The 25,736-nt window shown below is 71.9% G+C and carries 29 protein-coding genes and 1 pseudogene; 25 read left to right on the top strand and 5 right to left on the bottom strand.

Features of this window, described 5'->3' with window-relative positions; genetic code table 11:
- Window positions 1–8: 8 nt before the first annotated feature.
- Both Q7L73_RS06785 and Q7L73_RS06780 read right to left on the bottom strand, forming a co-directional pair.
- Entirely contained in the window at window positions 9–1,427 is a 1,419-nt protein-coding gene (locus Q7L73_RS06785; protein ID WP_304687366.1) for an amidase, read from the bottom strand.
- A 96-nt stretch (window positions 1,428–1,523) separates the two neighbouring features.
- Window positions 1,524–2,012: a GNAT family N-acetyltransferase gene (locus Q7L73_RS06780; protein WP_304687365.1), complete on the bottom strand. Its 489-nt coding sequence runs from the start codon at window positions 2,010–2,012 to the stop codon at window positions 1,524–1,526.
- Window positions 2,013–2,034: 22 nt separating this feature from the next.
- Here Q7L73_RS06780 and ftsY point away from each other — a divergent pair, with 22 nt between their 5' ends.
- From ftsY to Q7L73_RS06725, 11 genes and pseudogenes are all read left to right on the top strand, one after another.
- Entirely contained in the window at window positions 2,035–3,030 is a 996-nt protein-coding gene (gene ftsY, locus Q7L73_RS06775; RefSeq protein ID WP_304687362.1) for a signal recognition particle-docking protein FtsY, read from the top strand.
- A gap of 41 nt (window positions 3,031–3,071) precedes the next feature.
- Window positions 3,072–3,503, top strand: a complete 432-nt coding sequence (locus Q7L73_RS06770) for an NfeD family protein (RefSeq protein WP_304687358.1) — start codon at window positions 3,072–3,074, stop codon at window positions 3,501–3,503.
- A 56-nt stretch (window positions 3,504–3,559) separates the two neighbouring features.
- Complete coding sequence (locus Q7L73_RS06765; RefSeq protein ID WP_304687356.1) at window positions 3,560–4,525, top strand: SPFH domain-containing protein; 966 nt, start codon at window positions 3,560–3,562, stop codon at window positions 4,523–4,525.
- Window positions 4,526–4,596: 71 nt separating this feature from the next.
- Window positions 4,597–5,931, top strand: a complete 1,335-nt coding sequence (ffh, locus tag Q7L73_RS06760) for a signal recognition particle protein (RefSeq protein ID WP_304687351.1) — start codon at window positions 4,597–4,599, stop codon at window positions 5,929–5,931.
- 163 nt (window positions 5,932–6,094) lie between these two features.
- On the top strand, window positions 6,095–6,340 hold the full coding sequence (gene rpsP / locus Q7L73_RS06755; RefSeq protein ID WP_304687345.1) for a 30S ribosomal protein S16: 246 nt from the start codon (window positions 6,095–6,097) through the stop codon (window positions 6,338–6,340).
- A 29-nt stretch (window positions 6,341–6,369) separates the two neighbouring features.
- On the top strand, window positions 6,370–6,603 hold the full coding sequence (locus tag Q7L73_RS06750) for a KH domain-containing protein (protein ID WP_304687339.1): 234 nt from the start codon (window positions 6,370–6,372) through the stop codon (window positions 6,601–6,603).
- Between the two features lie 4 nt (window positions 6,604–6,607).
- Complete coding sequence (gene rimM / locus Q7L73_RS06745) at window positions 6,608–7,237, top strand: ribosome maturation factor RimM (protein ID WP_304687338.1); 630 nt, start codon at window positions 6,608–6,610, stop codon at window positions 7,235–7,237.
- Between the two features lie 6 nt (window positions 7,238–7,243).
- A complete protein-coding gene (trmD, locus tag Q7L73_RS06740; RefSeq protein WP_304687336.1) occupies window positions 7,244–7,999 on the top strand; it encodes a tRNA (guanosine(37)-N1)-methyltransferase TrmD in 756 nt (251 codons plus the stop codon).
- Between the two features lie 84 nt (window positions 8,000–8,083).
- Window positions 8,084–8,425 (top strand): annotated as a pseudogene (rplS, locus tag Q7L73_RS06735) (50S ribosomal protein L19); the annotation flags it as partial.
- Between the two features lie 252 nt (window positions 8,426–8,677).
- Window positions 8,678–9,304: a signal peptidase I gene (gene lepB, locus Q7L73_RS06730; RefSeq protein ID WP_304687330.1), complete on the top strand. Its 627-nt coding sequence runs from the start codon at window positions 8,678–8,680 to the stop codon at window positions 9,302–9,304.
- A 66-nt stretch (window positions 9,305–9,370) separates the two neighbouring features.
- Window positions 9,371–10,060: a ribonuclease HII gene (locus Q7L73_RS06725; RefSeq protein WP_304687328.1), complete on the top strand. Its 690-nt coding sequence runs from the start codon at window positions 9,371–9,373 to the stop codon at window positions 10,058–10,060.
- A gap of 38 nt (window positions 10,061–10,098) precedes the next feature.
- On the opposite strand, the gene Q7L73_RS06720 is transcribed toward Q7L73_RS06725, so the two are convergent.
- Window positions 10,099–10,467: a YraN family protein gene (locus Q7L73_RS06720; protein ID WP_304687326.1), complete on the bottom strand. Its 369-nt coding sequence runs from the start codon at window positions 10,465–10,467 to the stop codon at window positions 10,099–10,101.
- A gap of 145 nt (window positions 10,468–10,612) precedes the next feature.
- Between Q7L73_RS06720 and Q7L73_RS06715 the strand changes: the two genes are divergently transcribed.
- From Q7L73_RS06715 to ilvD, 6 genes are all read left to right on the top strand, one after another.
- On the top strand, window positions 10,613–12,139 hold the full coding sequence (locus Q7L73_RS06715; protein WP_304687324.1) for a YifB family Mg chelatase-like AAA ATPase: 1,527 nt from the start codon (window positions 10,613–10,615) through the stop codon (window positions 12,137–12,139).
- A complete protein-coding gene (dprA, locus tag Q7L73_RS06710) occupies window positions 12,136–13,251 on the top strand; it encodes a DNA-processing protein DprA (RefSeq protein ID WP_304687322.1) in 1,116 nt (371 codons plus the stop codon). Before Q7L73_RS06715 ends, dprA begins: the two co-directional genes overlap by 4 nt.
- Before the next feature lie 88 nt (window positions 13,252–13,339).
- Window positions 13,340–14,245, top strand: a complete 906-nt coding sequence (locus tag Q7L73_RS06705; protein WP_304687320.1) for a hydroxymethylpyrimidine/phosphomethylpyrimidine kinase — start codon at window positions 13,340–13,342, stop codon at window positions 14,243–14,245.
- A 70-nt stretch (window positions 14,246–14,315) separates the two neighbouring features.
- The gene (locus Q7L73_RS06700) at window positions 14,316–14,564 is read left to right on the top strand and encodes a hypothetical protein (protein WP_304687318.1); all 249 of its coding nucleotides are present in this window, start codon (window positions 14,316–14,318) and stop codon (window positions 14,562–14,564) included.
- Between the two features lie 12 nt (window positions 14,565–14,576).
- Window positions 14,577–15,566, top strand: a complete 990-nt coding sequence (locus Q7L73_RS06695; RefSeq protein ID WP_304687317.1) for a hypothetical protein — start codon at window positions 14,577–14,579, stop codon at window positions 15,564–15,566.
- Window positions 15,563–17,251 (top strand): dihydroxy-acid dehydratase, encoded by a 1,689-nt coding sequence (gene ilvD, locus Q7L73_RS06690; RefSeq protein ID WP_304687315.1) that lies wholly within the window; start codon window positions 15,563–15,565, stop codon window positions 17,249–17,251. Before Q7L73_RS06695 ends, ilvD begins: the two co-directional genes overlap by 4 nt.
- Window positions 17,252–17,360: 109 nt before the next feature.
- Here ilvD and Q7L73_RS06685 read toward each other — a convergent pair whose 3' ends face one another.
- Complete coding sequence (locus Q7L73_RS06685) at window positions 17,361–18,275, bottom strand: alpha/beta fold hydrolase (RefSeq protein ID WP_304687314.1); 915 nt, start codon at window positions 18,273–18,275, stop codon at window positions 17,361–17,363.
- Between the two features lie 24 nt (window positions 18,276–18,299).
- Between Q7L73_RS06685 and Q7L73_RS06680 the strand changes: the two genes are divergently transcribed.
- Together Q7L73_RS06680 and Q7L73_RS06675 are read left to right on the top strand one after the other, a co-directional pair.
- A complete protein-coding gene (locus Q7L73_RS06680) occupies window positions 18,300–18,872 on the top strand; it encodes a hypothetical protein (protein ID WP_304687312.1) in 573 nt (190 codons plus the stop codon).
- A gap of 69 nt (window positions 18,873–18,941) precedes the next feature.
- Window positions 18,942–19,979: a L,D-transpeptidase family protein gene (locus tag Q7L73_RS06675; RefSeq protein ID WP_304687309.1), complete on the top strand. Its 1,038-nt coding sequence runs from the start codon at window positions 18,942–18,944 to the stop codon at window positions 19,977–19,979.
- 52 nt (window positions 19,980–20,031) lie between these two features.
- Here the strand turns inward: Q7L73_RS06675 and Q7L73_RS06670 are convergent, their stop codons facing one another.
- Entirely contained in the window at window positions 20,032–20,334 is a 303-nt protein-coding gene (locus Q7L73_RS06670; RefSeq protein WP_304687307.1) for a hypothetical protein, read from the bottom strand.
- Between Q7L73_RS06670 and Q7L73_RS06665 the strand changes: the two genes are divergently transcribed.
- From Q7L73_RS06665 to Q7L73_RS06640, 6 genes are all read left to right on the top strand, one after another.
- Entirely contained in the window at window positions 20,333–21,262 is a 930-nt protein-coding gene (locus tag Q7L73_RS06665) for a tyrosine recombinase XerC (RefSeq protein WP_304687305.1), read from the top strand. The genes Q7L73_RS06670 and Q7L73_RS06665 overlap by 2 nt on opposite strands.
- Before the next feature lie 15 nt (window positions 21,263–21,277).
- Window positions 21,278–22,069, top strand: a complete 792-nt coding sequence (whiG, locus tag Q7L73_RS06660; protein WP_304687871.1) for an RNA polymerase sigma factor WhiG — start codon at window positions 21,278–21,280, stop codon at window positions 22,067–22,069.
- A gap of 91 nt (window positions 22,070–22,160) precedes the next feature.
- Window positions 22,161–24,230 carry an elongation factor G gene (fusA, locus tag Q7L73_RS06655; protein WP_304687303.1) on the top strand — a complete coding sequence of 690 codons (2,070 nt, stop codon included), beginning with the start codon at window positions 22,161–22,163 and terminating at the stop codon, window positions 24,228–24,230.
- Window positions 24,231–24,262: 32 nt separating this feature from the next.
- The gene (locus Q7L73_RS06650) at window positions 24,263–24,955 is read left to right on the top strand and encodes a hypothetical protein (protein ID WP_304687289.1); all 693 of its coding nucleotides are present in this window, start codon (window positions 24,263–24,265) and stop codon (window positions 24,953–24,955) included.
- A gap of 114 nt (window positions 24,956–25,069) precedes the next feature.
- Entirely contained in the window at window positions 25,070–25,294 is a 225-nt protein-coding gene (locus Q7L73_RS06645) for a hypothetical protein (protein ID WP_304687284.1), read from the top strand.
- A complete protein-coding gene (locus Q7L73_RS06640; RefSeq protein WP_304687282.1) occupies window positions 25,291–25,689 on the top strand; it encodes a ribonuclease HI family protein in 399 nt (132 codons plus the stop codon). The genes Q7L73_RS06645 and Q7L73_RS06640 overlap by 4 nt, the downstream gene beginning before the upstream one ends.
- The last annotated feature ends 47 nt before the right edge of the window (window positions 25,690–25,736 follow it).

Below are 25,736 nucleotides of genomic sequence, written 5' to 3'. Positions count from 1 at the left end.
GTCCTCCGTCAGCCGACCGACAACGGCGCTCGCCGGCTCTGCCACGGCTGCGCTCGCTCCAGCTGCGCGCTGACGCTCAGCAGCAGCGCCTCGTCGCCGTGCGCGGCGGTCAGCTGCACGCCGATCGGCAGCTCGTCGTCGTTCCAGTGCAGCGGCACCGTCGCCGCCGGCCAGCCGGTCCAGTTGGCGGTCGGCGCGAACGGCGTGAAGCGCTCGTGGGCGGCGAAGAAGCGCTCGGCCGGATGGGTGACGACCAGCTCGCCGAGCGGCACGGGCGGCTGCGCCAGCGTCGGCGTCAGCCACAGGTCGTAGCGCTCCCAGATCGCGTCGGCGGCGCGCGTCAGCCGCTGGAGCGAGGCGATCGTCTCGATCCACTCGACTGCGCCGATCTTGACGCCGCCTGCGACCAGCTCGGCGATCGTCGCCGGCAGCGGGCCCTTCGCCGGCCCCAGCTCGCGCTCCATCCAGCCGGCGAACTGCGCGACCCCGACCAGCTCGATCGTCGCCAGCGCGCGGCCGATCGGCTCGGCCGGCAGCTCCGGCGCGGCCGGCTCGACGACATGGCCGAGCTGCTCCAGCAGCCGCGCGGCCGCCTCGGTCGCGGCGACGCAGTCGGGCGCGGGCGGCTCGCCCGAGGGCGGCAGCGTCGAGAGCGCGATCCGCAGCGTGCGCGGGTCGCGCTGCGTCGCGTCGAGGAAGCTGCCCGCGGGCGGCGCCGCGCGGTGCAGGTCGCCGGGCAGGTTGCCGGCGACGACGTCGAGCAGCACCGCGCTGTCGCGCACGGTGCGGGTGATCGCGTGCTGCGTCGTCATCCCGGTCAGGTCCTCGGCGTCGGGCGCGGAGGAGACGCGGCCGCGGCTCGGCTTGAGCCCGTAGAGGCCGCAGCAGGAGGCGGGGATGCGGATCGAGCCGGTCTGGTCGCTGGCGTGCGCGGCCGGCACCATCCCGCTCGCGACGGCGGCGGCCGCGCCGCCGCTGGAGCCGCCGGCGACGCGCCCCGGGTCCCACGGGTTGCGGGTCGCGCCGAAGCGGCGCGACTCGGCGCTCGCCGGGATCGCGAGCTCGCCGACGGTGGTCGTCGCCAGCGCGATCAGGCCGGCCCGCTTGATCCGCGTCCCGAAGACGCTGTCGGCGGTCGGGACGAGATCGCGCGTCCAGTCGCTCGCGAAGGTCGTCGGCACGCCGGCGTGGCCGTGCCCGAGATCCTTCAGCAGGTAGGGGACGCCGCCGAGCGGCCCGTCGGCCGCGCCCGGCGCCCGCGCCGCGGCGCGCGCCTGCTCGAACAGCTCGACCGCGATCCCGCCGACCAGCGGCTCGGCCCGCTCGATCCGCGCGATCGCCGCGTCGACCAGCTCCGGCGGCGAGACCTCCCGCCGCGCCACCCGCGCCGCCAGCCCGAGCAGGTCGTCTTCGAAAGCGTCGTTCATGCGGCGCCACCATAGCGCTGATGTAATCGATTGCATAGGTGAGCGGAGAAGCTGGCATCCGCGGCCGGCCAGCGCGGCTCCACGCCGGCGTCTGCGCTAGAGCGTCTTCTCGAACCAGTGGGTCGCGAACGGGTTGCCGTTGTAGTCGGCGATCTCCGCGTACCCGGTCGCGTGGTAGAGCGCGAGCGCCTCGGGCTGGACCGCGCTCGTGTCCAGGCGCACGCGCGCGTGGCCCAGATCGCGCGCGATCGCCTCCAGCTCGGTCAGTATCGAGCGCGCGATCCCGCGCCGCCGCGCGCCCCGCACGACGAACATCCGCTTCACCTCGCCGAGCCCGGGGGCAAGCGTCCGCAGCCCGCCGCAGGCGACCGCGACGCCGCGATCCTCCGCCAGGAGGAAGACGCCGCCCGGCGGCTCCAGCTCGTGCGGCTCGACCCAGATCCCCGGCCGCCTCCCGACCGGCGGCTCGACCGGCGAGAAGGGGCGGCCCCGCCCGACCAGCTCGGCGCCGTACGCGCGCAGCAGACGGGTCGCCTCGGGCGCGTCGGGGCTGCTGCGCCGGAAGCGGATGGGGGAGGTCTGCACACTGGTATCGTCGCCGATCCTCATGGCACGCGACTGGCAGGACCTCTTCATCACCCGCGACGGCGCCTCGGCGGTGGCCGTCGAGGACGCTCCGCAGCGCGAGGAGAAGCGCCGCGGCTTCTTCAGACGGCTGCGCGAGAACATGCGCAAGACGCGCGAGGCGCTCACGAGCGAGATCACCTCGACGCTGTTCGAGGATCTCAACGAGGAGACGTGGGAGAAGCTGGAGGAGGCGCTGATCACGGCCGACGTCGGCGCTCGCACGACCGCCGAGATCGTCGAGAAGCTGGAGCGCGAGGCCGAGGCCGGCGAGCTGGTCGGCGGCGAGCAGCTGACCGCGCGCCTGACGGAGCTGCTGGCCGACGTCGCGCGCGTCGGCGAGCCGACGATCGACCTGACGGCCGGTCCGGCCGTGATCCTCGTCGTCGGCGTCAACGGCACCGGCAAGACGACCTCGGTCGGCAAGCTCGCCTGGCACCTGCGCAAGGAGCTGGGGCAGAAGGTCGTGCTCGGCGCCGCCGACACCTTCCGCGCCGCCGCCGTCGAGCAGCTGGAGGAGTGGTCGCGCCGCGCCGACGTGCAGTTCGTCAAGGGCCCGCCGGACTCCGATCCCGGCTCGGTCGCCTACGAGGCGGTCGCGACCGGCGTTCGCGAGGGCGCCGACGTCGTGATCGTCGACACCGCCGGCCGCCTGCACACGCAGGACAACCTGATGGCGGAGCTGACGAAGGTCCGCCGCGTGATCGCCAAGCAGCTGCCGGGCGCGCCGCACGAGACGCTGATCACCGTCGACGCGACGACCGGCCAGAACGGCCTGCGCCAGGCGAGACTGTTCGCGGAGGCGGTCGAGGTCAGCGGGATCGTGCTGACGAAGCTCGACGGCACCGCCAAGGGCGGCATCGCGCTGGCGATCGCGCGCGAGCTGGAGATCCCCGTGAAGATGATCGGGATCGGCGAGTCGCTGGAGGACCTGCGCCCGTTCGAGCCGGACGACTTCGCGAAGGCACTGCTGTCCTAGCGCTTCTCGGCCGCCTGCCGCAGCGATAAGCTCGGCTGCACATGGACGACTGGGTCATCTGGATCATCCTCGCCGTCGTCTTCGGCGTCGGCGAGATCGCCTCCACGAGCTTCTTCCTCGCGCCGTTCGCGGTCGGCGCCGCCGTCGCGGCGGTCGTCGCCGCGGTCGGCGCCGGCGTCGTCGCCTCGGCGGCCGTCTTCATCCTCGTCTCGGTCCTGCTGCTGCTGTTCGTGCGGCCGATCGCGCGAGCGCACATGAGAGTGCCGGCGCAGATCCGCACCGGCACCGCCGCGCTCGTCGGCCGCCGCGCGATGGTGATCGAGCGGATCAGCAACGACGAGGCCGTCGGCTGCGTGCGGATCGACGGCGAGGTTTGGACCGCCCGCGCCTACGACGATGACGAGGTCATCGAAGCGGGCAGACCGGTGACGGTCGTGGAGATCAGGGGCGCCACGGCGCTCGTATCCGAGTGAGCGGGCTTCCGGGCGCGCGCTTCCTGCAACCAACCGACTAGGGGAGACCACCACATATGGCGAGCCTCATCGTCCTCGGCGTTCTCGCGCTGTTCATCCTGTTCGTCGCAGCGCGGACGATCCGCATCATCCCGCAGGCGCGTGCCGGCGTCGTCGAGCGGCTCGGTCGCTACAGCCGCACGCTGACCCCCGGCCTGACGATCGTGGTGCCGTTCATCGACAAGGTCAAGCCGCTCGTCGACCTGCGCGAGCAGGTGATCACGTTCGCGCCTCAGCCGGTCATCACCGAGGACAACCTCGTCGTGCAGATCGACACCGTCCTCTACTTCACGATCACCGACCCGAAGTCGGTCACCTACGAGGTCGCCAACCCGCTGCAGGCGATCGAGCAGCTGACGGTGACGACGCTGCGCAACGTGATCGGCGGCCTCTCGCTGGAGGACGCGCTCACCTCGCGCGACAACATCAACTCGCAGCTGCGCGTCGTGCTCGACGAGGCGACCGGCAGATGGGGCATCCGCATCGCCCGCGTCGAGCTGAAGTCGATCGACCCGCCCGGCAGCATCCAGGAGGCGATGGAGAAGCAGATGCGCGCCGAGCGCGACCGCCGCGCCGCGATCCTCAACGCCGAGGGCATCAAGCAGTCGCAGATCCTCACCGCCCAGGGCGACCAGCAGTCGGCCGTCCTGCGCGCGCAGGGCGAGCGCGAGGCGGCGATCCTGCGCGCCGAGGGCGAGGCGAGAGCGATCCAGACGGTCTTCACGGCGATCCACGAGGGCCGGCCCGACCGCGAGCTGCTCAGCTACCAGTACCTGCAGATGCTGCCGAAGCTGGCCGACGGCCAGGCGAGCAAGGTGTTCGTGATCCCGTCGGAGTTCACGCAGGCGCTCGGCGGCCTCGGCAGCGCGATCGGGAGCGCGATCGGCGGCCAGACCCCGCCGCCGCCCGCCCCGCCGGCCGCCGGCGAGGCGCCGCCGGCCGGCCCGAGCGAGCCGCCGACGCTGCCGAGACCGGCCGCCTGAGGTCCGGTCACCCTGCGCGGGCGGCGTTTCCCCCGCCCGCGCACCCGCCGGCCAGGTAGATTCTCTGGCACATGTTCGACTCACTCGCCGAGAAGCTCCAGGCCACGCTCGCGGACGTCCGCGGGCGCGGCACCCTGACCGAGGACGACATCAACGCCGCGATGCGCGAGATCCGTCTCGCGCTGCTCGAGGCGGACGTCAACTTCAAGGTCGTGAAGAGATTCACGAACGCGGTCAAGGAGCGGGCGCTCGGCAGTGACGTGATCGGGCAGCTCAACCCCGGTCAGCAGGTCGTCAAGATCGTCAACGACGAGCTGTCGGAGCTGATGGGCGGCGAGTCGGCTGAGCTGAAGTTCGCCTCCAGCCCGCCGACGGTGATCCTGATGGCGGGCCTGCAGGGCTCCGGCAAGACGACCGCGACGGCGAAGCTGGCGCGGTACCTGAAGGAGCAGCACAACTCTTCGGTCGCCGTCGCCGCCTGCGACGTCTACCGCCCGGCCGCCGTCGACCAGCTGATCACGGTCGGCAGACAGGCCGGCGCCGAGGTCTACGAGAGAGGCACCGACGCCGACCCGGTCGAGATCGCCAAGTGGGCGCGCGAGCGGGCGGGGCGCGAGGGCAAGGACGTCCTCATCGTCGACACCGCCGGCCGCCTCCACGTCGACGAGAACCTGATGAAGGAGCTCGCCGAGATCAAGCGCGTCACGGGGCCGACCAACATCCTGCTCGTCGTAGACGCGATGACCGGTCAGGACGCGGTCAACGTCGCCGAGCAGTTCGCGGAGACGGTCGCCTTCGACGGCGTCGTGATGTCGAAGCTCGACGGCGATGCCCGCGGCGGCGCCGCGCTGTCGGTCAAGTCGGTCACCGGCAAGCCGATCCTGTTCGCCTCCACCGGCGAGAAGCTCGACCAGTTCGAGCGCTTCCACCCGGATCGGATGGCGCAGCGGATCCTCGGCATGGGCGACGTGCTGACGCTGATCGAGAAGGCCGAGGCGCAGTTCGACGAGGCGCAGGCGAAGGAGCTCGAGCGCAAGATCCGCAAGTCGGAGTTCGGCCTCGACGACTTCCTCGACCAGCTCAGACAGGTGCGCAAGCTCGGCCCGCTGCAGTCGCTGCTGGGGATGATGCCGGGCCTCGGCGGTCACCAGCTGCGTAACCTGAGAGTGGACGAGAGAGAGTTCGACCGGATCCAGGCGATCATCACCTCGATGACGCCGGAGGAGCGCCGCAACCCCGACATCATCAAGGGCTCGCGCCGCATCCGGATCGCGAGAGGCTCCGGCACCAACGTGCAGGCGGTGAAGGCGCTGATCAGACAGTTCGGGCAGATGCAGAAGCTGATGAAGTCGATGCAGTCGGGCAAGATGCCCGACATCGGCGCGCTGATGCGGCAGGCGCGGTAGGCAGCCCTCGCGGGCGCCCGCACCCGCGCGCGTGCCCGCGCATTTCGCCCGCCCGCACCGTGCGCGCACTGCCCGCGCGACCCACCCGACGCGTTCGCCCGCGATGCAGGCGTTTCCGCTACCCTCCCTCGTCGGTCTTCGACTCAACCTCCGAAAGGAAACCGTGGCAGTTCGACTCCGGCTCACCCGCGTGGGCGCTAAGAAGAATCCGATCTGGCGAATCGTCGCCGCTGATCAGCGCAGCAAGCGCGACGGCCGTGTGCTCGAGACGATCGGTCACTACAACGCCCAGACCGAGCCCTCGACGATCGTGCTCGACGAGGAGAAGGTCCGCGCCTGGCTCGCCAAGGGCGCGCAGCCGAGCGAGACGGTCCAGAAGCTGCTCAAGACCCAGGGCATCAAGGCCTAGGGTCTCCGCACCGGGCCGAGCGTTCACCCATGAGAGAGCTGCTCGAGTACCTCGCCAGACAACTCGTCGACAGTCCCGACGAGGTCGAGGTCGAGGAGTTCGAAGAGGATGACGGCACGCTCGTGCTCGAGCTGGCCGTCGCCGAGGACGACTACGGCAAGGTGATCGGGCGCGGGGGCCGCACGGCCAACGCCCTGCGCCTGGTCGTGAAGGCCGCCGCGGTGAAGGACAACCGCCGCGTGCTGATCGACATCGTCGATTGAGCCGATGACGGACGACTCCCGCTCGGCCGCGCAGTCGCCGGCCGCCGGGGGCGGCGACGATTGGCTCCTCGCCGGCCGCATCGGCCGGCCCCACGGGCTCGACGGCAGCGTCCACGTGACGCAGCCGCGCCCGCCGCTGCTCGCCGCCGCCCGCAGACTCCGCATCGCCGACAGGGAGGACGAGATCGTCCGCCGTGCCGGCACCGATGCGAGACCGATCATCCGCCTCGCCTCCTGCACGTCGCGCACCGACGCCGAGGCGCTGCGCGGCAGAGACCTGCTGGTCTCCAGAGCCGACGCGCCGCCCTTGGAGGAGGACGAGTGGTGGCCCGAGGAGCTGGAAGGCTGCCGCGTCCGCGACGGCGAGCGCGAGATCGGCAGCGTCCGCAGCCTGCTCGCGATGCCCTCCTGTGAGCTGCTCCAGGTCGCCCGCGACGGCGGTGGCGAGGACCTGCTCGTACCGCTGATCCGCGACGCCGTCCGGATGGTGGACATCGAGGGCGGCCAGATCGACATCGACCTGGCGTTCCTCGGTGAGGGCGCTGCCGACGCGCCTGAGGCCGGCGCCGCACCGCCCGCTGACGCCGCACCGCGCGCCGCCGCGCCCGATGCCGACGCTCCCGAGAGCGCCTGAGCGGCGATGCAGCTCGACGTCTTCACCCTCTTTCCGCAGTGGTTCGACTGGTTCCGCACCCAGCGCCACGTCGAGAACGCCCAGCGGCTCGGCCACACGCTCGGCTGCGTCAACTACCGCGACACGACGCCGCTCAGCGGCGGCCAGGTCGACGACACGCCGTTCGGCGGCGGCGCCGGGATGGTGCTGCGCGTCGACGTCGTCGAGGCGGCGCTGCGGGCGCGCTATGAGTGCGACCCGGTCGAGCTGCGCCAGCGCCGGCGGGTGATCGTGCTCACCCCGGGCGGCCGTCAGCTGGACGACCCGCTCGTCGACGAGCTGGCCGCCGAACCCGAGCTGACACTGCTCTGCGGTCGCTACGAGGGCTTTGACGAGCGCATCGTCGAGCATTTCGCCAGTGACGCCGTGTCGATCGGCCGCTACGTGCTCGCCGGCGGCGAGCTGGCGGCGATGGTCGTCGCCGACGCCGTGCTGCGCAAGCTGCCCGGCGCGCTCGGTCACGTCGACTCCGCGCACGAGGAGTCGTTCAGCGCGGCGTTGGAGGGTGCGCCGGAGTATCCGCACTACACGCGCCCGGCCGAGTATCGTGGCTGGAACGTGCCGGAGATCCTCCTGTCCGGCCACCATCAGCGGGTCCACGACTGGCGGATGGATCAGAGCCGCGCTCGTGCTGCTGCCGCCGACGCTGCCAACCGTTCCGCGGGCGACCTGGAGGCACGCCCGCACGAGACTTTGCCGGAACGCTCCGAAGAGGAGCGCTGACGGACCGCGCCTCACGCGCTTCACAGGTCCGCTACCATTCCCGATCCGCGGTCGGCCGCAAGGGCCCCGCCATTTACTCTTGCCATGAGCACTGTTATCGAAAATCTTGAGCGCGAGCAGCTTCGACGCGCGCCGAAGTTCGACGCGGGCGACCGAGTGCGCGTCCACTTCCAGGTCATCGAGGGCACGCGTCGTCGTACGCAGGTCTTCGAGGGCGTGGTCATCAAGCGCCAGGGTCATGGCGTTCGCGAGACCTTCACGGTCCGCAAGCAGTCGTTCGGCGTCGGCGTGGAGCGTACGTTCCCCGTCCACTCCCCGAAGATCGAGAAGATCGAGGTGGCTGCTCGCGGTGACGTCCGTCGCGCGAAGCTGTACTACCTGCGCGGTCGCATCGGCAAGCGGGCTCGCGTCCGCGAGCGCCGCTCGATCGGTCCGGAGGAGGTCATCGAGCGCGAGCTGCTGTACGTGCCCGGTGCCGAGGTCGAGGAGACCGCTCCGGAGGAGGCCGTCGCCGCCACCGAGAGCGCTCCCGAGGCTGAGGTCGAGGCGCCTGCCGCCGAAGCCGCTCCGGCCGAGGAGGCCGCTCCCAAGGCTGAGGCCGCGTCCGAGCCCGCTGGCGAAGACGCCGCCGGCTCCGACGAGCCGAAGTCCTAGACCGGCATCGCCGCCGAGCGCGAAGTGCGAAGAAAGCAGAAGTCCGCCTCCGGCTCGTTGCTGGAGCTGGTCTTCATCGTCGCAGTCGCGCTCGGCCTGGCGCTCGGGATCCAGGCGTTCATCATCAAGCCGTACCGGATCCCGAGCGGTTCGATGGAGCCGACGCTCGCCGTCGGCGAGCGTGTGCTCGTCAACCGCATCGGCAACAACTTCGGTGATCCGAAGGTCGGAGACATCCTCGTCTTCCACCCGCCGAGGGGCGCCGACACCAACGAGTGCGGCATCCCCGGTCAGGGGCCGTTCTACGACGGCCCGCAGAGCCGGATCCCCTGCTCGCGGTCGACCGCCGACCGCTCGGACCAGAACTTCATCAAGCGCGTCGTCGCAGGCCCTGGCGATCGCGTCTCGATACGCGAAGGCCGCGTCGTGCTGAACGGCAGACTGCAGAAGGATTCGTTCATCAACGCCTGCGGCAACGGCGCTGACTGCAATCTCGGCACGATAACCGTGCCGAAAGACCAGTTCTTCATGATGGGCGACAACCGCGGCGAGTCCGACGACAGCCGCTATTGGGGCCCGATCAAGCGCGACTGGGTCATCGGCGGCGCCTTCGCCAGCTACTGGCCGCCGAAGCGCATCGGCCCGCTCTGATCCGTCGCACCGCCTGCCGGCGGCGCAGCGTTCCGCCGCCCTCGTCGTGCATGATGAGAGGCGACGATGCCTGACGCGATCGCCACCGACCCGCCCGCCAGGCGCAGAAGAGCCAGACGCCGCCCGCCCGGCCGCAGACTGTTCGCCTTCGACCGCGCGCTCGGCGCCCGCTTCGTCGCCGGCGCCGACGAGGCCGGTCGCGGCTGCCTCGCCGGTCCGCTGGTCGCAGCCGCGGTCCTGTTCGACTACGAGCGGCTGTCCCGCGCCGACATGAGAGCGCTCAGCGCCCTCAACGACTCCAAGCAGCAGACGGCGGAACGGCGTGACGCGCTCTATCCGGTGATCCTGCGCGTCGCGACCAGAGTCGCGGTCGTGTCGCGCTGCGCGCCCGGCATCGATCGCCGCGGCCTCCACGTCACCAACCTCGCCGCGCTGCGCGACGCGCTCGCCCGGGTTGCCTGCGACGGCACGATCTGCCTCAGCGACGGCTTCCCGGTCGCCGACCTCGGGCACGAGCAGCAGGCGGTCGTCGGCGGCGACGCGCGCAGTGCGGCGATCGCCGCCGCCTCGGTCATCGCGAAGGTCACGCGGGACCGCTACATGCATCGCGCCGACGCGACCCACCCCGGTTGGGAATTCGCATCTCACGTCGGCTACGCGACCAGAGAGCATCGTGCCGCGATCGAGCGGCTCGGCATCACGCCGCTGCACCGGCTGTCGTTCCAGTCGGCCGCGTATCAGCAGCTGGCTCTCTGAGCGCTCGCCGACCGGCCTGCACAGCTTCTGGCCGCGCATCAGAACGCGCCTTCCAGGTGCTCGATCGCGACCAGGCGATCGCTGGCGTCGAGCATGACCCCGAGCGCGTCGAAGCGCAGCTCGGGGACGTAGGGCCGTCTCGGCTGCTCTCCGAGCCACGTCAGCGCCATCCGCCGCAGCCGGCGGCGCTGGCTCTCCCGCAGGCCCTCGAACGGTGAGGTCGCGCCGGCGCGGCGGGTCTTGACCTCGCAGAAGATCAGGCGTTCGGCATCGCAGGCGATGACGTCGAGCTCGCCGTAGCGGGTGCGGTAGTTGCGCTCGAGCACGACGAATCCGCGGCGCTCGAGGTGCTCGACCGCGAGGTGCTCTCCGAGTCTTCCGAGACGGTGGCGGGGATCGCTGGACATGCCAGCAACCGTACGCCTCGGGGCTGTTGCGTTTCACCGCTCAATTGCAACGATTTGCAGGAGAAAGTGTAACAATTCTCCGCATCCGCAGAATTGTTGCAAAGCGCGTGTCCGCTGTTGCATCTGCTCCCGTAGCGTGGCGGCCGTGCTCAGCCGTGTCGCCACCTTCGCCATCGACGGAATCGACCCCAGGCCCGTCTGGGTCGAGGTCGACGTCCGCCCCGGCCTGCCGACCTTCCGTGTCGTCGGCATGGCGGGCAAAGCCGTTCGCGAGTCACGCGATCGCGTGCGTGCGGCGATCCTCAACAGCGGCTTCGAGTTCCCGGCCCGCCGCATCACGGCCAATCTCGCGCCGGCGAGCTTGCCGAAGGTCGGGCCGGGGTTCGACGCCGGCCTCGCGGTCGGTCTGCTCGCCGCGAGCGGTCAGTGCCCGGCCGAGGGACTGGAGCGGTGGGCGGTCTTCGGCGAGCTGTCGCTCGGCGGTGAGCTGCGCCCCTGCCGGGGCGTCCTCTCGGCCGCCGAAGGCGCGCGCAGGAGCGGGCTCAGGGGCCTGATCGTCCCACGCGAGCGCGCGCGTGAGGCGGCGCTCGTCGAAGGGATCGAGGTCGCGGCGGTGGCGAGCCTGCGCGACGTCGCGGAGGTGCTGGAGGGAGGCACGGTCCCGGAGCTGCCACCGGCCGAGAAAGCGCTGCCGGACTCGCCGGACACCGAGATCGACCTCGCTGATGTACGCGGGCACGTGCTGCCGCTGCGGGCGCTCGAGATCGCCGCGGCCGGTGGTCACAACCTCTTGATGGAGGGGCCGCCCGGCAGCGGCAAGACGATGCTCGCGCGGCGGCTGCCGTCGCTGCTGCCGTCGCTGTCGCTCGACGAGGCGCTCGAGGTGACGCGGATCCACAGCGCCGCCGGCGTGCAGCGACATCCCGGCCTCGCGCGGACCCGTCCGTTCCGCGCGCCGCACCACACGATCTCGGCCTCGGGGCTGGTCGGCGGCGGACAGGTGCCGATGCCCGGTGAGGCGAGCCTCGCCCACCACGGAGTGCTGTTCCTCGACGAGCTGTCGGAGTTCTCCCGTCCGAGCCTGGAGGCGCTGCGACAGCCGCTCGAGGACGGCCATGCGACGATCGTGCGCGGGCAGCGCGCGCTGCTGTTCCCGACGCGCTTCATGCTGGTGGCGGCGACCAATCCCTGCCCGTGCGGCTACGCCGGCAGTGAGCGCCCGTGCAGTTGCAGCGACGCCGAGCTGGCGCGACACCGACGGCGGTTGAGCGGGCCGCTGCTCGACCGGCTCGACCTGCTGATGACGGTCTCGCGGCCGAGCGCGGAGCAGTTGCGGGCGCCGGCACACTCCTCCTCGGCGGTCGTGCGCGAGCGGGTCCTGGCGGCGCGCGAGCGCCAGGCACGACGGCTGCGCGACAGCGCGGCGAGCTGCAACGGGCAGCTCGACGCGCGCCTGGTGCGCTCGCACGTGCGCGCCGACGAGGCGGCGCAGCGGGCGCTCGGCCGCGCCTACGACGCCGGCGCGCTGAGCGCTCGCGGCCACGATCGCGTGCTGCGGGTCGCGTGCACGATCGCCGACCTCGACGGTCGCGACGGCGTCGGTGTCGATGACGTGATGCAGTCGCTCGCGCTGCGGCTGCGGGTCGCCGACAGCTGGGAGGTGGCCGCGTGAGCGTCAACGGAGCCGGGACGGGGGCCTGCGCCGTCTGCCTGCGGCGCACATGGCTGATCGCACGGCTGGCCGGCGCGATCGAGCTGGCATGGGCCGCGCGCAGACCGCTGCCGGCGCTGCTCGCGCTCACCGACGAGGAGCTGATCGCGGCGCTCGGCGGAGAGCGGCGAGAGCGGCTCAGGGCAGAGTGGGAGGACTTCTCCGCCGCCGCGGCCCGGCAGCGCTGCGACGACCGCGCCGTGACGGCGATCTGCCGCTGCGATCGGCGCTACCCGCCGGCGCTGCGAGAGCTGCCCGACCCGCCTGCGGTGCTGCACGTCTTCGGCGATCCGGGCCGGTTCGTCGCGCTCGTGGAGCAGGACTGCGTCGCGGTCGTCGGCGCGCGGCGCGGCACGCCGTACGGGCTGGAGCAGGCGCGCGGGCTCGGGCGCGGGCTGTCGGCGGCCGGGCTGACCGTCGTCAGCGGGATGGCGCTGGGGATCGACTCCGCGGCCCATCTCGGCGCGCTCGACAGCGCCGGCACGACGGTGGCGGTGCTGGCCGGCGGCGCCGAGCGTGCGTATCCGGCGAGCAAGCGGCAGCTGCACGCGCGGATCGCGGCGGCAGGCGCGGTCGTCTCGGAGCTGCCACCGGGCGCGGCCGTGCGGCGCTGGACCTTTCCGGCGCGCAACCGGATCATCGCGGCGCTCGGCCGGCTGACGGTCGTGGTGGAGGCGGGGGAGCGGTCCGGCTCGCTGATCACGGCGACGCTGAGCCTCGACCTGGGCCGAGACGTCGCGGCGATGCCGGGGCTCGTGACCTCGCCGGCGTCGGCAGGCGCGAACGGGCTGATCGTCGACGGGGCGCGGCTGGTCCGCGGGGCGGCCGACGTGCTGGAGCTGCTCTACGGCGCGGAGGCAGGGCAGCTGACGGCGACAGCGCCCACGCCGGCGGCATTGCCGGGCGACCTGAGTGCGCTGCTGGAGCGGGTCGGCGGCGGCTGCGACACCGTCGCCGCGCTGACGGCGGACGGAACGGGACTCGACAGCGTGCTCGCCGGGCTGGCGCAGCTCGAGCTGCGGAGACTGGTGTGGCGCGCGGAGGGAGGACGCTATGTCTGCCGCGCTCGATAGCTGCTTCCCGAGTCCCGGCGGCGCGCGCGAGCCGCACCGCTGGCAGCCCGCGGGCGTCGTCCGCGGCAAACGTCCTAAGCTGCTCGCCGTGACTGCGAGAACGATCCCGGCGGTGCTCTCGATCGCCGGTTCAGACTCCGGCGGCGGCGCCGGCATCCAGGCCGACCTGAAGGCGTTCGCGGCCTGCGGGGTACACGGCATGACGGCGATCACCGCGCTGACGGCGCAGAACACGATCGCGGTCGACGCGGTCGTGGCGGTCGCGCCGGAGATGATCGTCGCGCAGGTGCGCGCGGTCGCGCGCGACATCGGCGTCGACGCGGTCAAGATCGGCATGCTCGGAACGGTCGCGACGATCGACGCGGTCGTCGCGGCACTCGACGAGCTGCCGCCCGCGACGCCGATCGTGCTCGACCCGGTGATGGTCTCGGAGTCCGGCTCGCAGCTGCTGCAGGACGATGCGCGCGACGCGCTCGTGACGAAGCTGCTGCCGCGCGTGACGGTCACGACGCCGAACGTGCCGGAGGCGCGCGTGATCGCGGCTGGGATCGCGCGTGCGGGCGCGGGCGGCACGGGGAGCGCGAGCGCGCGCGGTGCGGAGGGAGCGGGCGGGGCGGGGGAGGCGGAATCGGGCGCGGCGGACCTGACCCGGGCCGACGCTCCCGAGCTGGCGCGGGCGATCCACGCGCTCGGGCCGACGATCGTCGTCGTCACCGGCGGCCACCGCGAGCAGGCGACCGACGTGCTGTTCGACGGGCGGACGCTGGTCGAGATCCCCGGCGCGCGCTTTCCCGACGGGGCCGCCCATGGCTCCGGCTGCACCCACTCCTCGGCGCTCGCCGCGCATCTGGCGCTCGGCTACGAGCCGGTCGCGGCAGCACGGGCGGCGAAGGCGGTCGCGGCGCGGGCGGTCCGCGACGGGCTGCGCGAGATCGGAAGAGGCGCCGGGCCGGTCGACGCGCTCGGCATCCGCGACAACCAGCCCCGGCGCTGAACGGCGGGCGCGAATCGCCCGGCGGGGGCGAGGACGCGTAGCTCTGGGACAGTGGTGGCATAATCCGCGCATGAAGTTCCTGCGCATGAGACCGGGACACGGTGAGGTCCTGATCGCCGAGGGCGATGTCGACGTGCGTGAGCAGGAAGCCGAGCTGGTCGCCGAGTTCCGGCGGCAGCTTGACAGCGGCATGTGGGCGGCGGTGCCGATCGTCGATCGCTCTGGCCGGCGCGAGGCGCAGATGGCCCGCAGCTTCGACGAGGTTCCGCGCGACGCTGATCGCGTCATCTTCTTCCCGCGCGCGTCGGGCGGGCAGTAGGCACACGCGCCCGTGGTCCTCGCGCTCGCCGCCACCGGGATCGTCATCTTCGCGCTGCTCGGCGAGGTGGTGCTGCCGCGGGCCGGACGCGCGGTCGCCAACCACCGCGCCCGCCGCCGGCGGATTCCGCAGACCGCCGAGTTCGACCTCGACCCCGGCAGAGAGCGACGTGCCGAGGCCCGCGCCCGCCTGCTGCTGAAGTCGTGCGTCAACGACGAGGAGTGGGCGATGTACCGCGACCTCGGCTTCATCCGCGTCTGGGGGATGGAGGCTGGCCGCGGCAAGCGCGACGCGAGCGACACCGCGCCGACCGGCGACGCGAGCGACGCCACGCGAGCGGGCGACGCAGGCGACACCGCGCCGATCGGCGACGCGAGCGACACCGCGCCGATCGGCGACGCGAGCGACACCGCGCCGGCGGCCGACGCGCTCGACGCCGATGCCGCTCACGCGGATGCGGCCGCTGACGCCGCGGAGCGCGCCGAGGCGCGCCGCGACGACGCGCGCCGCCAGCGCGAGTGGGAGCGGCTGGAAGGATTCGGCGAGCGCGCTCGCGGTCGCGGCGCCCGCCGTCACCGGCTCTCGCGCCGCAACGAGCTGCGCGAGGAGCCGTACGCCTACCTGATCTACCCGCACAGGCCGATCCTCGCGTACGTGCCGCAGACCGGTCGCCTGCTGAACGAGTACTGCGTCGAGTTCCCGGACGAGACGCGTCCCTACGGCAGCCCGCGCCTGCCCGACTCCGACGACATGCTCGCCAAGTGGATGGCGCTGACCGGCGATGAGCGGCGGCTGATCGGCTCCGCCAACATGCACCTTCCCGGCCGCCAGATCGACCCGCGCCAGGTCAAGCGCGACCTCTGGCGGCTGCGGCAGTGGGAGCGCGAGCGGGCGCGTGCCGCCGGCCCCGAAGCGCCGAGCGGCAGAGGCGGCGGGCCCGACGGTGGCGGCCCCGGCGACGGATCCGAGCCGGAACGGGACCGGAGAGTCCCGCTGCCGTGAGCTCCGCGCCGTTCGACCTCAAGCACCGCAGCCGCGCCCTCACCGAGGGGCCGCATCGCGCAGCCGCGCGCTCGTACCTCCACGGCATCGGCTACACCGCCGAGGATCTCGCCAAGCCGATCGTCGGCGTCGCGCACTCGTGGATCGAGACGATGCCGTGCAACTTCAACAACCGCGTGCTGGCGGCGAGGGTGAGAGAGGGGATCCGCGCGGCCGGCGGCACGCCGATGGAGCTGAACACGATCGCGATCTCCGACGGGATCACGATGGGCACCTCCGGGATGCGCGCCTCGCTCGTCTCGCGCGAGCTGATCGCCGACTCGATCGAGCTGGTCGCCAGCGCCCACCACTTCGACGCGATCGTCGTGATCAGCGGCTGCGACAAGACGATCCCCGGCACCGTGATGGCGCTCGCGCGCCTCGACATCCCCTCGCTGATGCTCTACGGCGGCTCGATCCGGCCCGGCATCTACAAGGACCAGGAAGTCACGATCCTCAACGTCTTCGAGGCGGTCGGCGCGCACGCCGTCGGCAAGATCAGCGACGAGGAGCTGCACGCGCTGGAGCAGGCCGCCTCGCCGGGCGCGGGCGCCTGCGCCGGCCAGTTCACCGCCAACACGATGGCGATGGCCTTCGAGGTGCTCGGGATCTCGCCCGCCGGCTCGGCGATGGTGCCCGCCGAGGACGGCAGAAAGCGCGACGTGGCGCGCGACTGCGGCGAGCTGGTGATGGACGTGCTCAGACGCGGCCTGCGTCCGCGCGACGTGATCACCAAGCCGGCGCTGGAGAACGCGATCGCCGCCGTCGCGATGAGCGGCGGCTCGACCAACGCCGTCCTGCACCTGCTGGCGGTCGCGAAGGAGATGGGCGTCCCGCTCAAGATCGACGAGTTCGACCGCATCAGCGAGGCGACGCCGATGCTCTGCGACCTCGCCCCGGGCGGCAGATACAACGCGACCGACCTCTACGCCGCCGGCGGCGTGCCGGTCGTCTTCAAGCGGCTGAGAGAGCACGGCTCGCTGCACGCCGACGCGATCACGGTCAGCGGCCAGACGGCCGGTGAGATCGCCGACGCGGCGGTCGAGACGCCCGGCCAGGTCGTCGTCCATGCGCTCGACGAGCCGCTCAAGGCGACGGGCGGCTTCGCGATCATGAGAGGCAACGTCGCGCCCGACGGCTCCGTCATCAAGCTCGCCGGCCACGAGCGACGGCATCACGTCGGCCCGGCGAAGGTCTTCGACGGCGAGGAGGCGGCGATGAGAGCCGTGCTCGCGAGCGAGATCGAGCCCGACGACATCGTCGTGATCCGCAACGAGGGCCCGGCCGGCGGCCCCGGCATGCGCGAGATGCTCGCGGTCACCGCCGCGATCATCGGCGAGGGGCTCGGCGACAGCGTCGCGCTGATCACCGACGGCCGCTTCTCCGGCGCCAGCCACGGCTTCATGGCCGGCCACATCGCGCCCGAGGCGGTCCACGGCGGGCCGATCGCCGCGCTGCGGACGGGCGACACGATCACGATCGACGTCGACAACCGCAGGATCGACGTCGACCTCACCGACGCGCAGATCGAGGACCGGCTGCGGGCCTACGAGCCGCCGCCGCGCCACGACCACAACGTCGACGTGGCGATCCGCAAGTACGCGAAGCTGGTCGGCAACGCCTCAGAGGGCGCTGTCACACACTGAGCGTTCCCGACGGTGAAACAGCCGCGTCGGGGTGGTGGGTCGGCTTGGCCGGCGGGCCGATGCTGGCGCGGGCGGCGCCTGGCGGGTGCCGGGCCGGCGCCGGCGGCTGCTACTCCGCCAGGAAGCCCCGCAGCAGGCCGTTGAAGATCAGCGGGCGCTCGAGCATCGTGACGTGGCCGGTGTCGGGCAGGATCACCTTGCGGGCGCCCGGGATCAGGCGCTCGAAGCGGTGGGCGTCGCCGACGGGGACGATCTGGTCTCTGTCGCCCCAGACGATCAGCGTCGGGCAGACGATCTGGCCGAGCCGGTCGCGCAGCGGGTATCTCAGGAGCGCGTCGAGGGCGGGGACGAAGCCCGGTCTGCCCGAGCCTTCCATCAGCTCGTACGCGAGCGGCGCCGACAGCCGGTCGGGGTGGCGCACGACGAACCGCAGCGCGAGCCTGCGCAGCCGCGGCCGGCGCGCGAACGGCTCGTGCCGCGACGCCGCCCACGCCGTCACGATCCCCAGCGCGCGGGCGCCCGTCACCATCGGCGCGCGCTTGGCGCGGTCGCTGGAGATCCCGGCCGCCGCCACCAGCACCAGCCGCTGCACCCGCTGCGGCACCGCCAGCGCCAGCTCGGCGGCGACGAAGCCGCCCATCGAGTTGCCGACGACCGTCGCCGGCCCGGAGACCTCCAGCGCGTCGAGCAGGCGGTCGAGGAAGGCCGCGTAGGCGGGGATCGAGATCTCGCGCTCGGGCAGCTGCGAGACGCCGAAGCCGGGCAGATCGACCGCGATCGCCTGGTAGCCGGCCGCGGCGAAGGCCGGAAGCTGCTCCAACCAGTTCTGCCAGCAGCCGGAGAGGCCGTGGACGAACAGCAGCGGCGGCCCCTCGCCGAGTGAGATCACGTTCGCCCAACGGCCGTCGACGCGCACCCAGCGCTGGTGCGAGCGCCAGTCGATCGCGCGCCACGGCTCGGCCGCTGGCGCGCTCGCGGCCCCGGCCGCTGGCAGGCCGTCCGCTGCTGTCGGCACGCGCGCCATCGCGTGTCTACCCTACCGGTACCAATGCGGATCGCCATCGACATCGACTCGACTCTCCACGACTACTGGGAGATCTTCGCCAGGCTCGCGCGCAAGCGCTTCGGCGTGGCGCTCGCCTACGAGGATCAGATCACCTACGACATCGACCGGCTCCGCCCCGAGCAGGTCGCGGCGCTGACGGCCGAGAGCCACGCCGCCGTCCACGTGCTCGGCGCGACGCCGTACGCGGGCGCCGTCGAGGTCGTGCGCGACTGGCACGAGGCCGGTCACTTCATCCACGTGACGAGCCATCGCGCGCAGGACGCGCACGCGGCGACCGCTTCCTGGCTGGACCAGATCGGCCTTCCCCACGACGAGCTGTACTGCTCGTTCGACAAGATCACGCGCTGCACCGAGATCGAGATCGACGTGCTGATCGACGACAGCCCGGAGAACATCCTGCGGGCGCAGGAGGAGGGGATCGTCCCGGCGACGATCCTGCACCCGTGGAACCGCGAGCTGTGCGAGGAGGAGGGCGTCATCTGCGCCGCCGACTGGGCGCAGCTGGCGACGAAGCTCGCCCCGGTGCTCGGGCGCCCGGTCGCGCGCAAGCCCTAGCAGCCGCCGACAGCCGCCCCGCGCTTCCGTCCGGAGCGCCCGTACACTGCCTTTCGGGAAACCGGGGAAATGCGCAGCCGCCGATTCATCATCGTCGTCACGTTCGTCGCCATCCTGCTGGCGGGGGCATTCGGGGCGTTCGCCTACGACCACAGCAAGCGCGACACGATCGCCGACGGCGTCGTCGTCGGCGGAGTCGGTCTCGGCGGGCTCGACCCGGCCGCCGCCCGCGCGAAGCTCGAGCGCGAGCTGGGCAGACCGCTCGCGCAGCCGGTCGTCGTCACCTTCGAGAGACGACGCTACGTGCTCTCGCCGCGGATCGCCCACGTCAGACCGCGCTGGGACGCGATGGTCGACGAGGCGCTGCTGCACAGCCGCAGAGGCACGATCCTCGCCCGCGTCAGCCGCGAGGTCACCGGCGGCAGCGTCGACGTGCGGATGCGCGCGCAGCTGACGGTCGACCGCCGCGCCGTCGACCGCTTCGTCACCGACACGATCAGAAGACTCGACCGCCCGCCGACCGACGCGCACGTCAGCTTCGCGGGCGACTCGCTCGGCGAGGTCGGCGGCGTCAGCGGCGTGACGGTCGACGCGCGCCGCCTGCGCCGCGCCGTCATGCGCGAGCTGCGGACCGTCTCCGGCAGCCGCGAGATCGAGCCGGTCGCGGAGAAGGTCGCGCCGAGAACGACGACCGCGCAGCTGGCGAAGGAGTACCCGACCGTGATCACGGTCGACCGCGCGACCTTCACGCTGCGGCTGTGGAAGGACCTCAGAGTCGCGAAGCAGTACACCGTCGCGATCGGCCAGGTCGGGCTCGACACGCCGGCCGGGCTGTACAGAATCGAGAACAAGGCGGTCGATCCCGTCTGGAATGTGCCCAACAGCGCCTGGGCGGGCGACCTCGCCGGCTCGGCGATCCCGCCCGGCCCGTCGAACCCGTTGAAGGCGCGTTGGATGGGGATAATAGGCGGGGCCGGGATCCACGGGACCGACGCCGACTACTCGCTCGGCAGCGCCGCCTCGCACGGCTGCGTGCGGATGGCGATCCCGGACGTGATCGAGCTGTACGACCTGACGCCGGTGGGAACGCCGATCTACATCGCCTGAGCCGGCCCGCCGGCGCCGATCGGACGACCTCGGCGCCGTGACGGCGGGCGATTCACGCCTCCTGCGGTGATCCGTTCGCCGGCCACGCACGCAGCTCTTCGACCGTGACTTCTTCCCAATCTTCGTTCAGCAAAGAGGCATGATGGTCGCTGTGGCGAATAGCGAGAGCGCCGATGAAGATTCCACGTGTCCGCTTCCGCAACACGGCGTACCACAAGGTCGTCGCGTCATCCGTACCCTGGATGCGAAACCATGGGCGTTCGGGCCCGTCGGTGTCGGTCATCAGACCGGCCTCAACAAGCTGTCTGCGAGTGGCGATCTGACCAGTGTCGGTATCGATGAAGAACAAGGCCATGACGACGGAGCCTAGCGGCGCGCCGCTCGGTGACGCCTGGCGCCGTGCGCTCCTGCTGCAAGAGCAGGACCTGCGCCGCCGCGGCGCCGCCGAGAAGACCCGCCACGCGTACGCCGTCGACGGCGCCCAGTTCGTGCAGTGGGCCGAGTCGATGCGGTTCGCCCCCGGCGCGATCACGCCGAAGGCGCTGCGCCGCTACGCCGCCGGTCTGACCGCCGATGGGCAGGCCCCGACGACGGTTGCCCGTAAGCTCGCGTCGATGCGATCGCTCTTCCGCACACTCGTCGAGCACGGCGAGCTGCAGCAGAACCCGGCCGACCTGCTGTCGGCCCCGCGCAAGGCGCAGCGGCTGCCGCACGTGCTGAAGCCCTCCGAGGTCGCCGCGCTGCTCGACCGCATCCCCGCCGACACGGCGCTGTCGCTGCGCGACCGCGCGCTGTTCGAGCTGGCGTACTCCTCCGGCCTGCGCGCCGAGGAGCTGGTCACGCTCGACGTCGGCGCGATCGAGTTCGACGGCGAGCGCGTCCGCGTCGAGGGCAAGGGCTCCAAGACCCGCTTCGTGCCGACCGGCGAGCCGGCCCTGGCCGCGATCGCTCGCTACCTCGAGCGCGCCCGCCCCGCGCTGGCGACGCCTGAGAGCGACGGCGCACTCTTCCTCTCCAAGTCCGGACGGCGCCTGTCGACCTCCGACGTGCGCCGCCGGCTGCGCGTCTGGGCGCGGCAGGCGGCAGGCGTCTCGACGGCCGGCGGGGTCTCCCCGCACGCCCTCCGGCACAGTTTCGCGACCCACCTCCTGGACGGCGGTGCGGACCTGCGTTCGATCCAAGAGCTGCTCGGACATGCGAGCATCTCTACGACGCAGGTCTACACTCGGGTAGAGTCCTCGCGGCTGAGGTCGGCATACGCAAACAGCCATCCTCGGGCGTAGGCGGAGGGGGCGACGCTGGAAACAAACGTCAAAGCGATCGAGCTCAAGGACCTGTGGCGCCGCTACAAAGCGAGCGGCGACGGGCGTGCCCGCGAGCGACTGGTCGTTGCCTATTCACCGTTGGTGAAGTACGTCGCGGGGCGCATGGCCTCGGGACTGCCTGCCCACGTGGAAGAGGCGGATCTCATCTCCTATGGACTGATCGGCCTGATCTCGGCGATCGAGCGTTTCGACCTCGGCCGCGAGATCAAGTTCGAGACGTACGCGATCCCCCGCATCCGCGGCGCGATCATCGACGAGCTGCGCTCGCTCGACTGGGTTCCCCGGTCGGTCCGCGCGCGTGCTCGTGAGATCGAGCGCGCCAACGCGAAGCTGGAGCACAAGCTCCAGCGCGCGCCGACGGATGAGGAGATGGCGAACGAGCTCGACATGACGATGGACGAGTTCCAGGACGCGCTGATCCAGATCTCGAACTCGACGATCGCGGCGCTCGACGAGCTGTGGACGGTCTCGGACGCCTCTGGCGACCAGATATCGCTGCTCGACACGCTCCACGATCCGGACGCGCCGGATCCGGAGAAGATCGTCGACGCGAGCGAGCTGAAGGACCGCGTCGCCGACGCGATCGCGCGTCTGCCGGAGCGCGAGAAGCTGGTGATCGCGCTCTACTACTACGAGAACCTGACGCTGCGCGAGATCGGCGAGGTGCTCGGGGTGACGGAGTCGCGCATCTCCCAGCTGCACACGAAGGCCGTCCTGCGGCTGCGCTCGCGGCTGCAGAGCGAAGACGCCGAAGCCGGCATCTGAAACCTCGGTTGACCTCAGGCTGACCGGCCCCTTGGCGGGGGCCGGTCGCCAGGGGTAGTGTCCGATCACACTCGAGCAGAGGAGATCGGGCATGCACAAGTCCGCCGGCAGGATCCGGAACGTCGCCCTCGTCGGTCACCGCGGCAGCGGCAAGACCTCCCTGCACGAAGCGCTGCTCTACACCGCCGGCGCCGTCAGCCGGCTCGGCAAGGTCACCGACGGGACGACGTTCTCCGACTCCGACCCGGACGAGAAGGCGCGCCAGATGTCGATCTCCGCGTCGCTGGCCTCGTTCGAGTGGCAGGAGCGCAAGGTCAACCTGCTCGACACGCCCGGCGAGCCGAGCTTCGTCGCCGACGCGCTCGGGTCGCTGCGCGTCTGCGAGTCGGCCGTCTTCGTCGTCAACGCCGTCATGGGCGTCGAGGTCTCGACCGTGCGGCTGTGGCAGCGCGCCGCCGAGCTGGACCTCGCGCGGCTCGTCTTCGTCAACATGCTCGACCGCGAACGAGCCGACTTCTTCCGCACGCTCGAGTCGCTGAAGTCCTCGTTCGGCCCGCACGTCGTCGCGACCGAGATCCCGATCGGGCGCGAGCACGACGTCAGCGGCGTGATCGACCTGATCGACATGAAGGCCTACGCGTACGACGGCGACGGCCGCGAGAACTGCCGCGAGATCCCGATACCCGCCGAGCTGGAGGCGCAGGCGGCCGAATACCGCGAGAGACTGATGGACGAGGTCGCGGAGAACTCCGACGCGCTGATGGAGCGCTACCTCGAGGGCGAGGAGATCTCTCACCAGGAGATCGTCGACGCGCTCAAGGAGGGCACCAACCACGGCGCCCTGTTCCCTGTCACCTGCGGCGTCGCGACCCGCAACCTCGCGACCAACCGGCTGCTCGACGCGATCGTCGAGGACCTGCCCTCGCCGGTCAAGCACGGCGGCCTCGAGGTCGCCGGCATGACGCTCCAGCCCGACGAGCAGGCCGACCTCTACGCCTACGTCTTCAAGACGCGCGCCGATCCCTTCGCCGGCCGCATCAACCTCTTCCGCGTCTACCAGGGCGTGATGGCGCACGACAGCCACGTGCTCAACACGCGCGCTCACGCGAAGGAGCGGATCGGCCAGCTGCTCGCGTTCGAGGGCAGAGCGACCGAGCACGTCGACGAGTTCGGCCCCGGCGACATCGGCGCCGTCGCGAAGCTGAAGGAGACGACCGCCGGCGACTGGCTGGCCGCCCGCGACGAGCCGATCGAGATGCCGTCGATTCCGCTGCCGGCGCCGGTGATGGCGTTCGCGATCGAGCCGAAGACGAAGGGCGACGAGGACAAGGTCTTCACCGCGCTGCGACGGCTGCAGGAGGAGGACCCGACGATCGACCTCCACCGCGACGTGCAGACCGGCGAGCAGATCGTCGCCGGCCTCTCGCAGATCCACGTCGAGGTGATCGTCGCGCGGCTGCGCGAGCGGTTCGGGGCCGAGGTGACGCTGAAGCCGCCGCGCGTCCCCTACCAGGAGACGATCCGCGCGCAGGCGAAGGCGCACGGCCGCCACAAGAAGCAGAGCGGCGGCCGCGGTCAGTTCGGCGACTGCAGAATCGAGATCGAGCCGCTGCAGGCGGGCGCCGGATTCGAGTTCGTCAACGCGATCAGAGGCGGCGCGATCCCCGGCGGCTTCATCCCGGCGGTCGAGAAGGGCTGTCTGGAGGCGATGGAGCACGGCACCGTCGCCGGCTATCCGGTCAAGGACGTGCGCGTGCGGCTGGTCGACGGCTCCTACCACTCGGTCGACTCGTCCGAGATGGCGTTCAAGGTCGCCGGCGCGCACGCGATGAGAGACGCGCTCGAGCACGCCCGGCCGGTGCTGCTGGAGCCGATCATGCTCGTCTCGGTGATCGCGCCGGAGGAGTCGGTCGGCGACGTGATCGGCGACCTCAACAGCCGTCGCGGGCGCCCGCTCGGGATGGAGCCGAGCAGCGGCATGACCGAGGTCAGAGCCGAGGTGCCGATGGCCGAGATGCTCTCCTACGCGCCCGATCTGCGCGCGATCACGGGCGGTCAGGGCGAGTTCGGAATGGAGTTCCTGCGCTACGAAGAGGTGCCGCCGCATCTCGCCAGCAGAGTCGTGGAGGCGATCCGCGAGCAGGAGGCGGCGCACGCGTAGGGATGCGGCGCACTGCTACCCTCGTCGGCTCCATGGCGACGAAGGACATCCGGACAACGCAAGCGCACGTCTCCTGTGACGTCTGCGGCCGGACCCTCCTGCGCGGGGAGCGGGCGGAGACCTATCTGTCCGGCGGAACCAGGCGCGAGGTCTGCGAGCTGTGCCAGCCGCGCGCGCTGCACGAGGGCTGGGTGCGCGAGGGCGCGGCGCTGGAGCGGGGCACGCGCCCGGCCTCCGGCGAACGCCGCCGGTCGCTCTTCGGCCGCCTCAAGCGCCCGCGCCCGGAGGAGTCGGGCGGCGGCAACGGCCACGGGTACGACGAGTCGCACGAGCCGAGCCCGTCGCGCTCCACGCGCGTCTCGCGCGTCGAGCGGATGGAGCCCGAGCGCGAGCTGCGCCAGGTGCGCGCCGTGCCGACCAACGTCGAGCAGCGCACCGCGACCGCGATCGACCGCTTCAACCAGAGCGAGCACACGCGCACGATCTCCGGCGTCGCGCGCTCGCTCGGCGCGCCGGTCGTCGTCGCCCGGGCGCACGAGGAGCCGGCCAGCATCGTCACGATCGTCGTCTCCTGGGAGCTGTGCTGGTACCGCTACGAGGTCGACCTCGACGCCGGCAACGTCCGCACCGCAGGCCAGGGCTACGAGCTCGACGAGCTCGACCCGGCCGATCGCGTCGAGGCCAACGCGGTCGCCGACGAGTACGGCTCGCTGACGCCCGCCTGAGCGCGGCGCGATTGGCACCTTGGCGCGCCGCAGCGCGCTGCGTCCTGCCGTTCCATTAGCATCCGCTCACTCCCGGTCGGCGAATCGCGACGAGGCAAGTTGATCTACTGCGTAGTGCCCGCTGAGCTTGCGGAGCAGCTCTTCGACAGACTGACGGCGTACTACGCCGACGACGACAACGTGACCGTGATCGTCGACCGCCGCAGAGGCGAGCGGCGCGACAGAGGGTCGACCGGCGACGGCGCCTACGAGCGCACGCTGCGCGACCGCCGTCGTCGCGGCGCCTCCGAGCAGCTGCCGCTGGGGCCGGCCGCGGTCCCGATCGACGGGAGCGTGTGAGGCTCGTCCTCAACGTCGACGGCGGCGCCCGCGGCAATCCCGGGCCGGCCGCGATCGGGGTCGTGATCGCGACGCCGGAGGGGGAGACGGTCGAGCAGCTCGCCGAGACGATCGGCGTCGCGACCAACAACGTCGCCGAGTACCGCGCACTGCTGCGCGGGCTGCAGCGGGCGCGCGAGCTGGGCGCCGACGCCGTCGAGGTGCGCGGCGACTCGGAGCTGGTCGTCAAGCAGGTCGCCGGCGACTATCGCGTCAGAAGCGCCGACCTGCAGCCGCTGCACGCGGCCGCGCTCGACGCCTTCGCCGGCTTCGCGAGCTGGTCGCTGCGGCACGTGCCGCGGGCTGAGAACGCTGGCGCCGACGCGCTCGTGAACGCCGCGCTCGACGCCGCATAAGCGCGCGAATCCGCCCGCTTGCGCCGACGGGTGCCTGACGAGGCTGG

The sequence above is a fragment of the Conexibacter sp. CPCC 205762 genome (genome assembly GCF_030646155.1).
Classification (GTDB): domain Bacteria; phylum Actinomycetota; class Thermoleophilia; order Solirubrobacterales; family Solirubrobacteraceae; genus Conexibacter.
This window is presented reverse-complemented; position numbering and strand designations above follow the sequence as displayed.

Coding starts and splice junctions, on each gene's coding strand:
- Q7L73_RS06785 (WP_304687366.1), bottom strand. CDS start 1,427: ATGAACGACGCTTTCGAAGACGACCTGCTCGGGCTGGCGGCGCGGGTG.
- ftsY (WP_304687362.1), top strand. CDS start 2,035: ATGGCACGCGACTGGCAGGACCTCTTCATCACCCGCGACGGCGCCTCG.
- Q7L73_RS06770 (WP_304687358.1), top strand. CDS start 3,072: ATGGACGACTGGGTCATCTGGATCATCCTCGCCGTCGTCTTCGGCGTC.
- Q7L73_RS06765 (WP_304687356.1), top strand. CDS start 3,560: ATGGCGAGCCTCATCGTCCTCGGCGTTCTCGCGCTGTTCATCCTGTTC.
- ffh (WP_304687351.1), top strand. CDS start 4,597: ATGTTCGACTCACTCGCCGAGAAGCTCCAGGCCACGCTCGCGGACGTC.
- Q7L73_RS06750 (WP_304687339.1), top strand. CDS start 6,370: ATGAGAGAGCTGCTCGAGTACCTCGCCAGACAACTCGTCGACAGTCCC.
- rimM (WP_304687338.1), top strand. CDS start 6,608: ATGACGGACGACTCCCGCTCGGCCGCGCAGTCGCCGGCCGCCGGGGGC.
- trmD (WP_304687336.1), top strand. CDS start 7,244: ATGCAGCTCGACGTCTTCACCCTCTTTCCGCAGTGGTTCGACTGGTTC.
- Q7L73_RS06725 (WP_304687328.1), top strand. CDS start 9,371: ATGCCTGACGCGATCGCCACCGACCCGCCCGCCAGGCGCAGAAGAGCC.
- Q7L73_RS06720 (WP_304687326.1), bottom strand. CDS start 10,467: ATGTCCAGCGATCCCCGCCACCGTCTCGGAAGACTCGGAGAGCACCTC.
- Q7L73_RS06700 (WP_304687318.1), top strand. CDS start 14,316: ATGAAGTTCCTGCGCATGAGACCGGGACACGGTGAGGTCCTGATCGCC.
- Q7L73_RS06685 (WP_304687314.1), bottom strand. CDS start 18,275: ATGGCGCGCGTGCCGACAGCAGCGGACGGCCTGCCAGCGGCCGGGGCC.
- Q7L73_RS06680 (WP_304687312.1), top strand. CDS start 18,300: ATGCGGATCGCCATCGACATCGACTCGACTCTCCACGACTACTGGGAG.
- Q7L73_RS06675 (WP_304687309.1), top strand. CDS start 18,942: ATGCGCAGCCGCCGATTCATCATCGTCGTCACGTTCGTCGCCATCCTG.
- Q7L73_RS06665 (WP_304687305.1), top strand. CDS start 20,333: ATGACGACGGAGCCTAGCGGCGCGCCGCTCGGTGACGCCTGGCGCCGT.
- Q7L73_RS06670 (WP_304687307.1), bottom strand. CDS start 20,334: ATGGCCTTGTTCTTCATCGATACCGACACTGGTCAGATCGCCACTCGC.
- fusA (WP_304687303.1), top strand. CDS start 22,161: ATGCACAAGTCCGCCGGCAGGATCCGGAACGTCGCCCTCGTCGGTCAC.
- Q7L73_RS06650 (WP_304687289.1), top strand. CDS start 24,263: ATGGCGACGAAGGACATCCGGACAACGCAAGCGCACGTCTCCTGTGAC.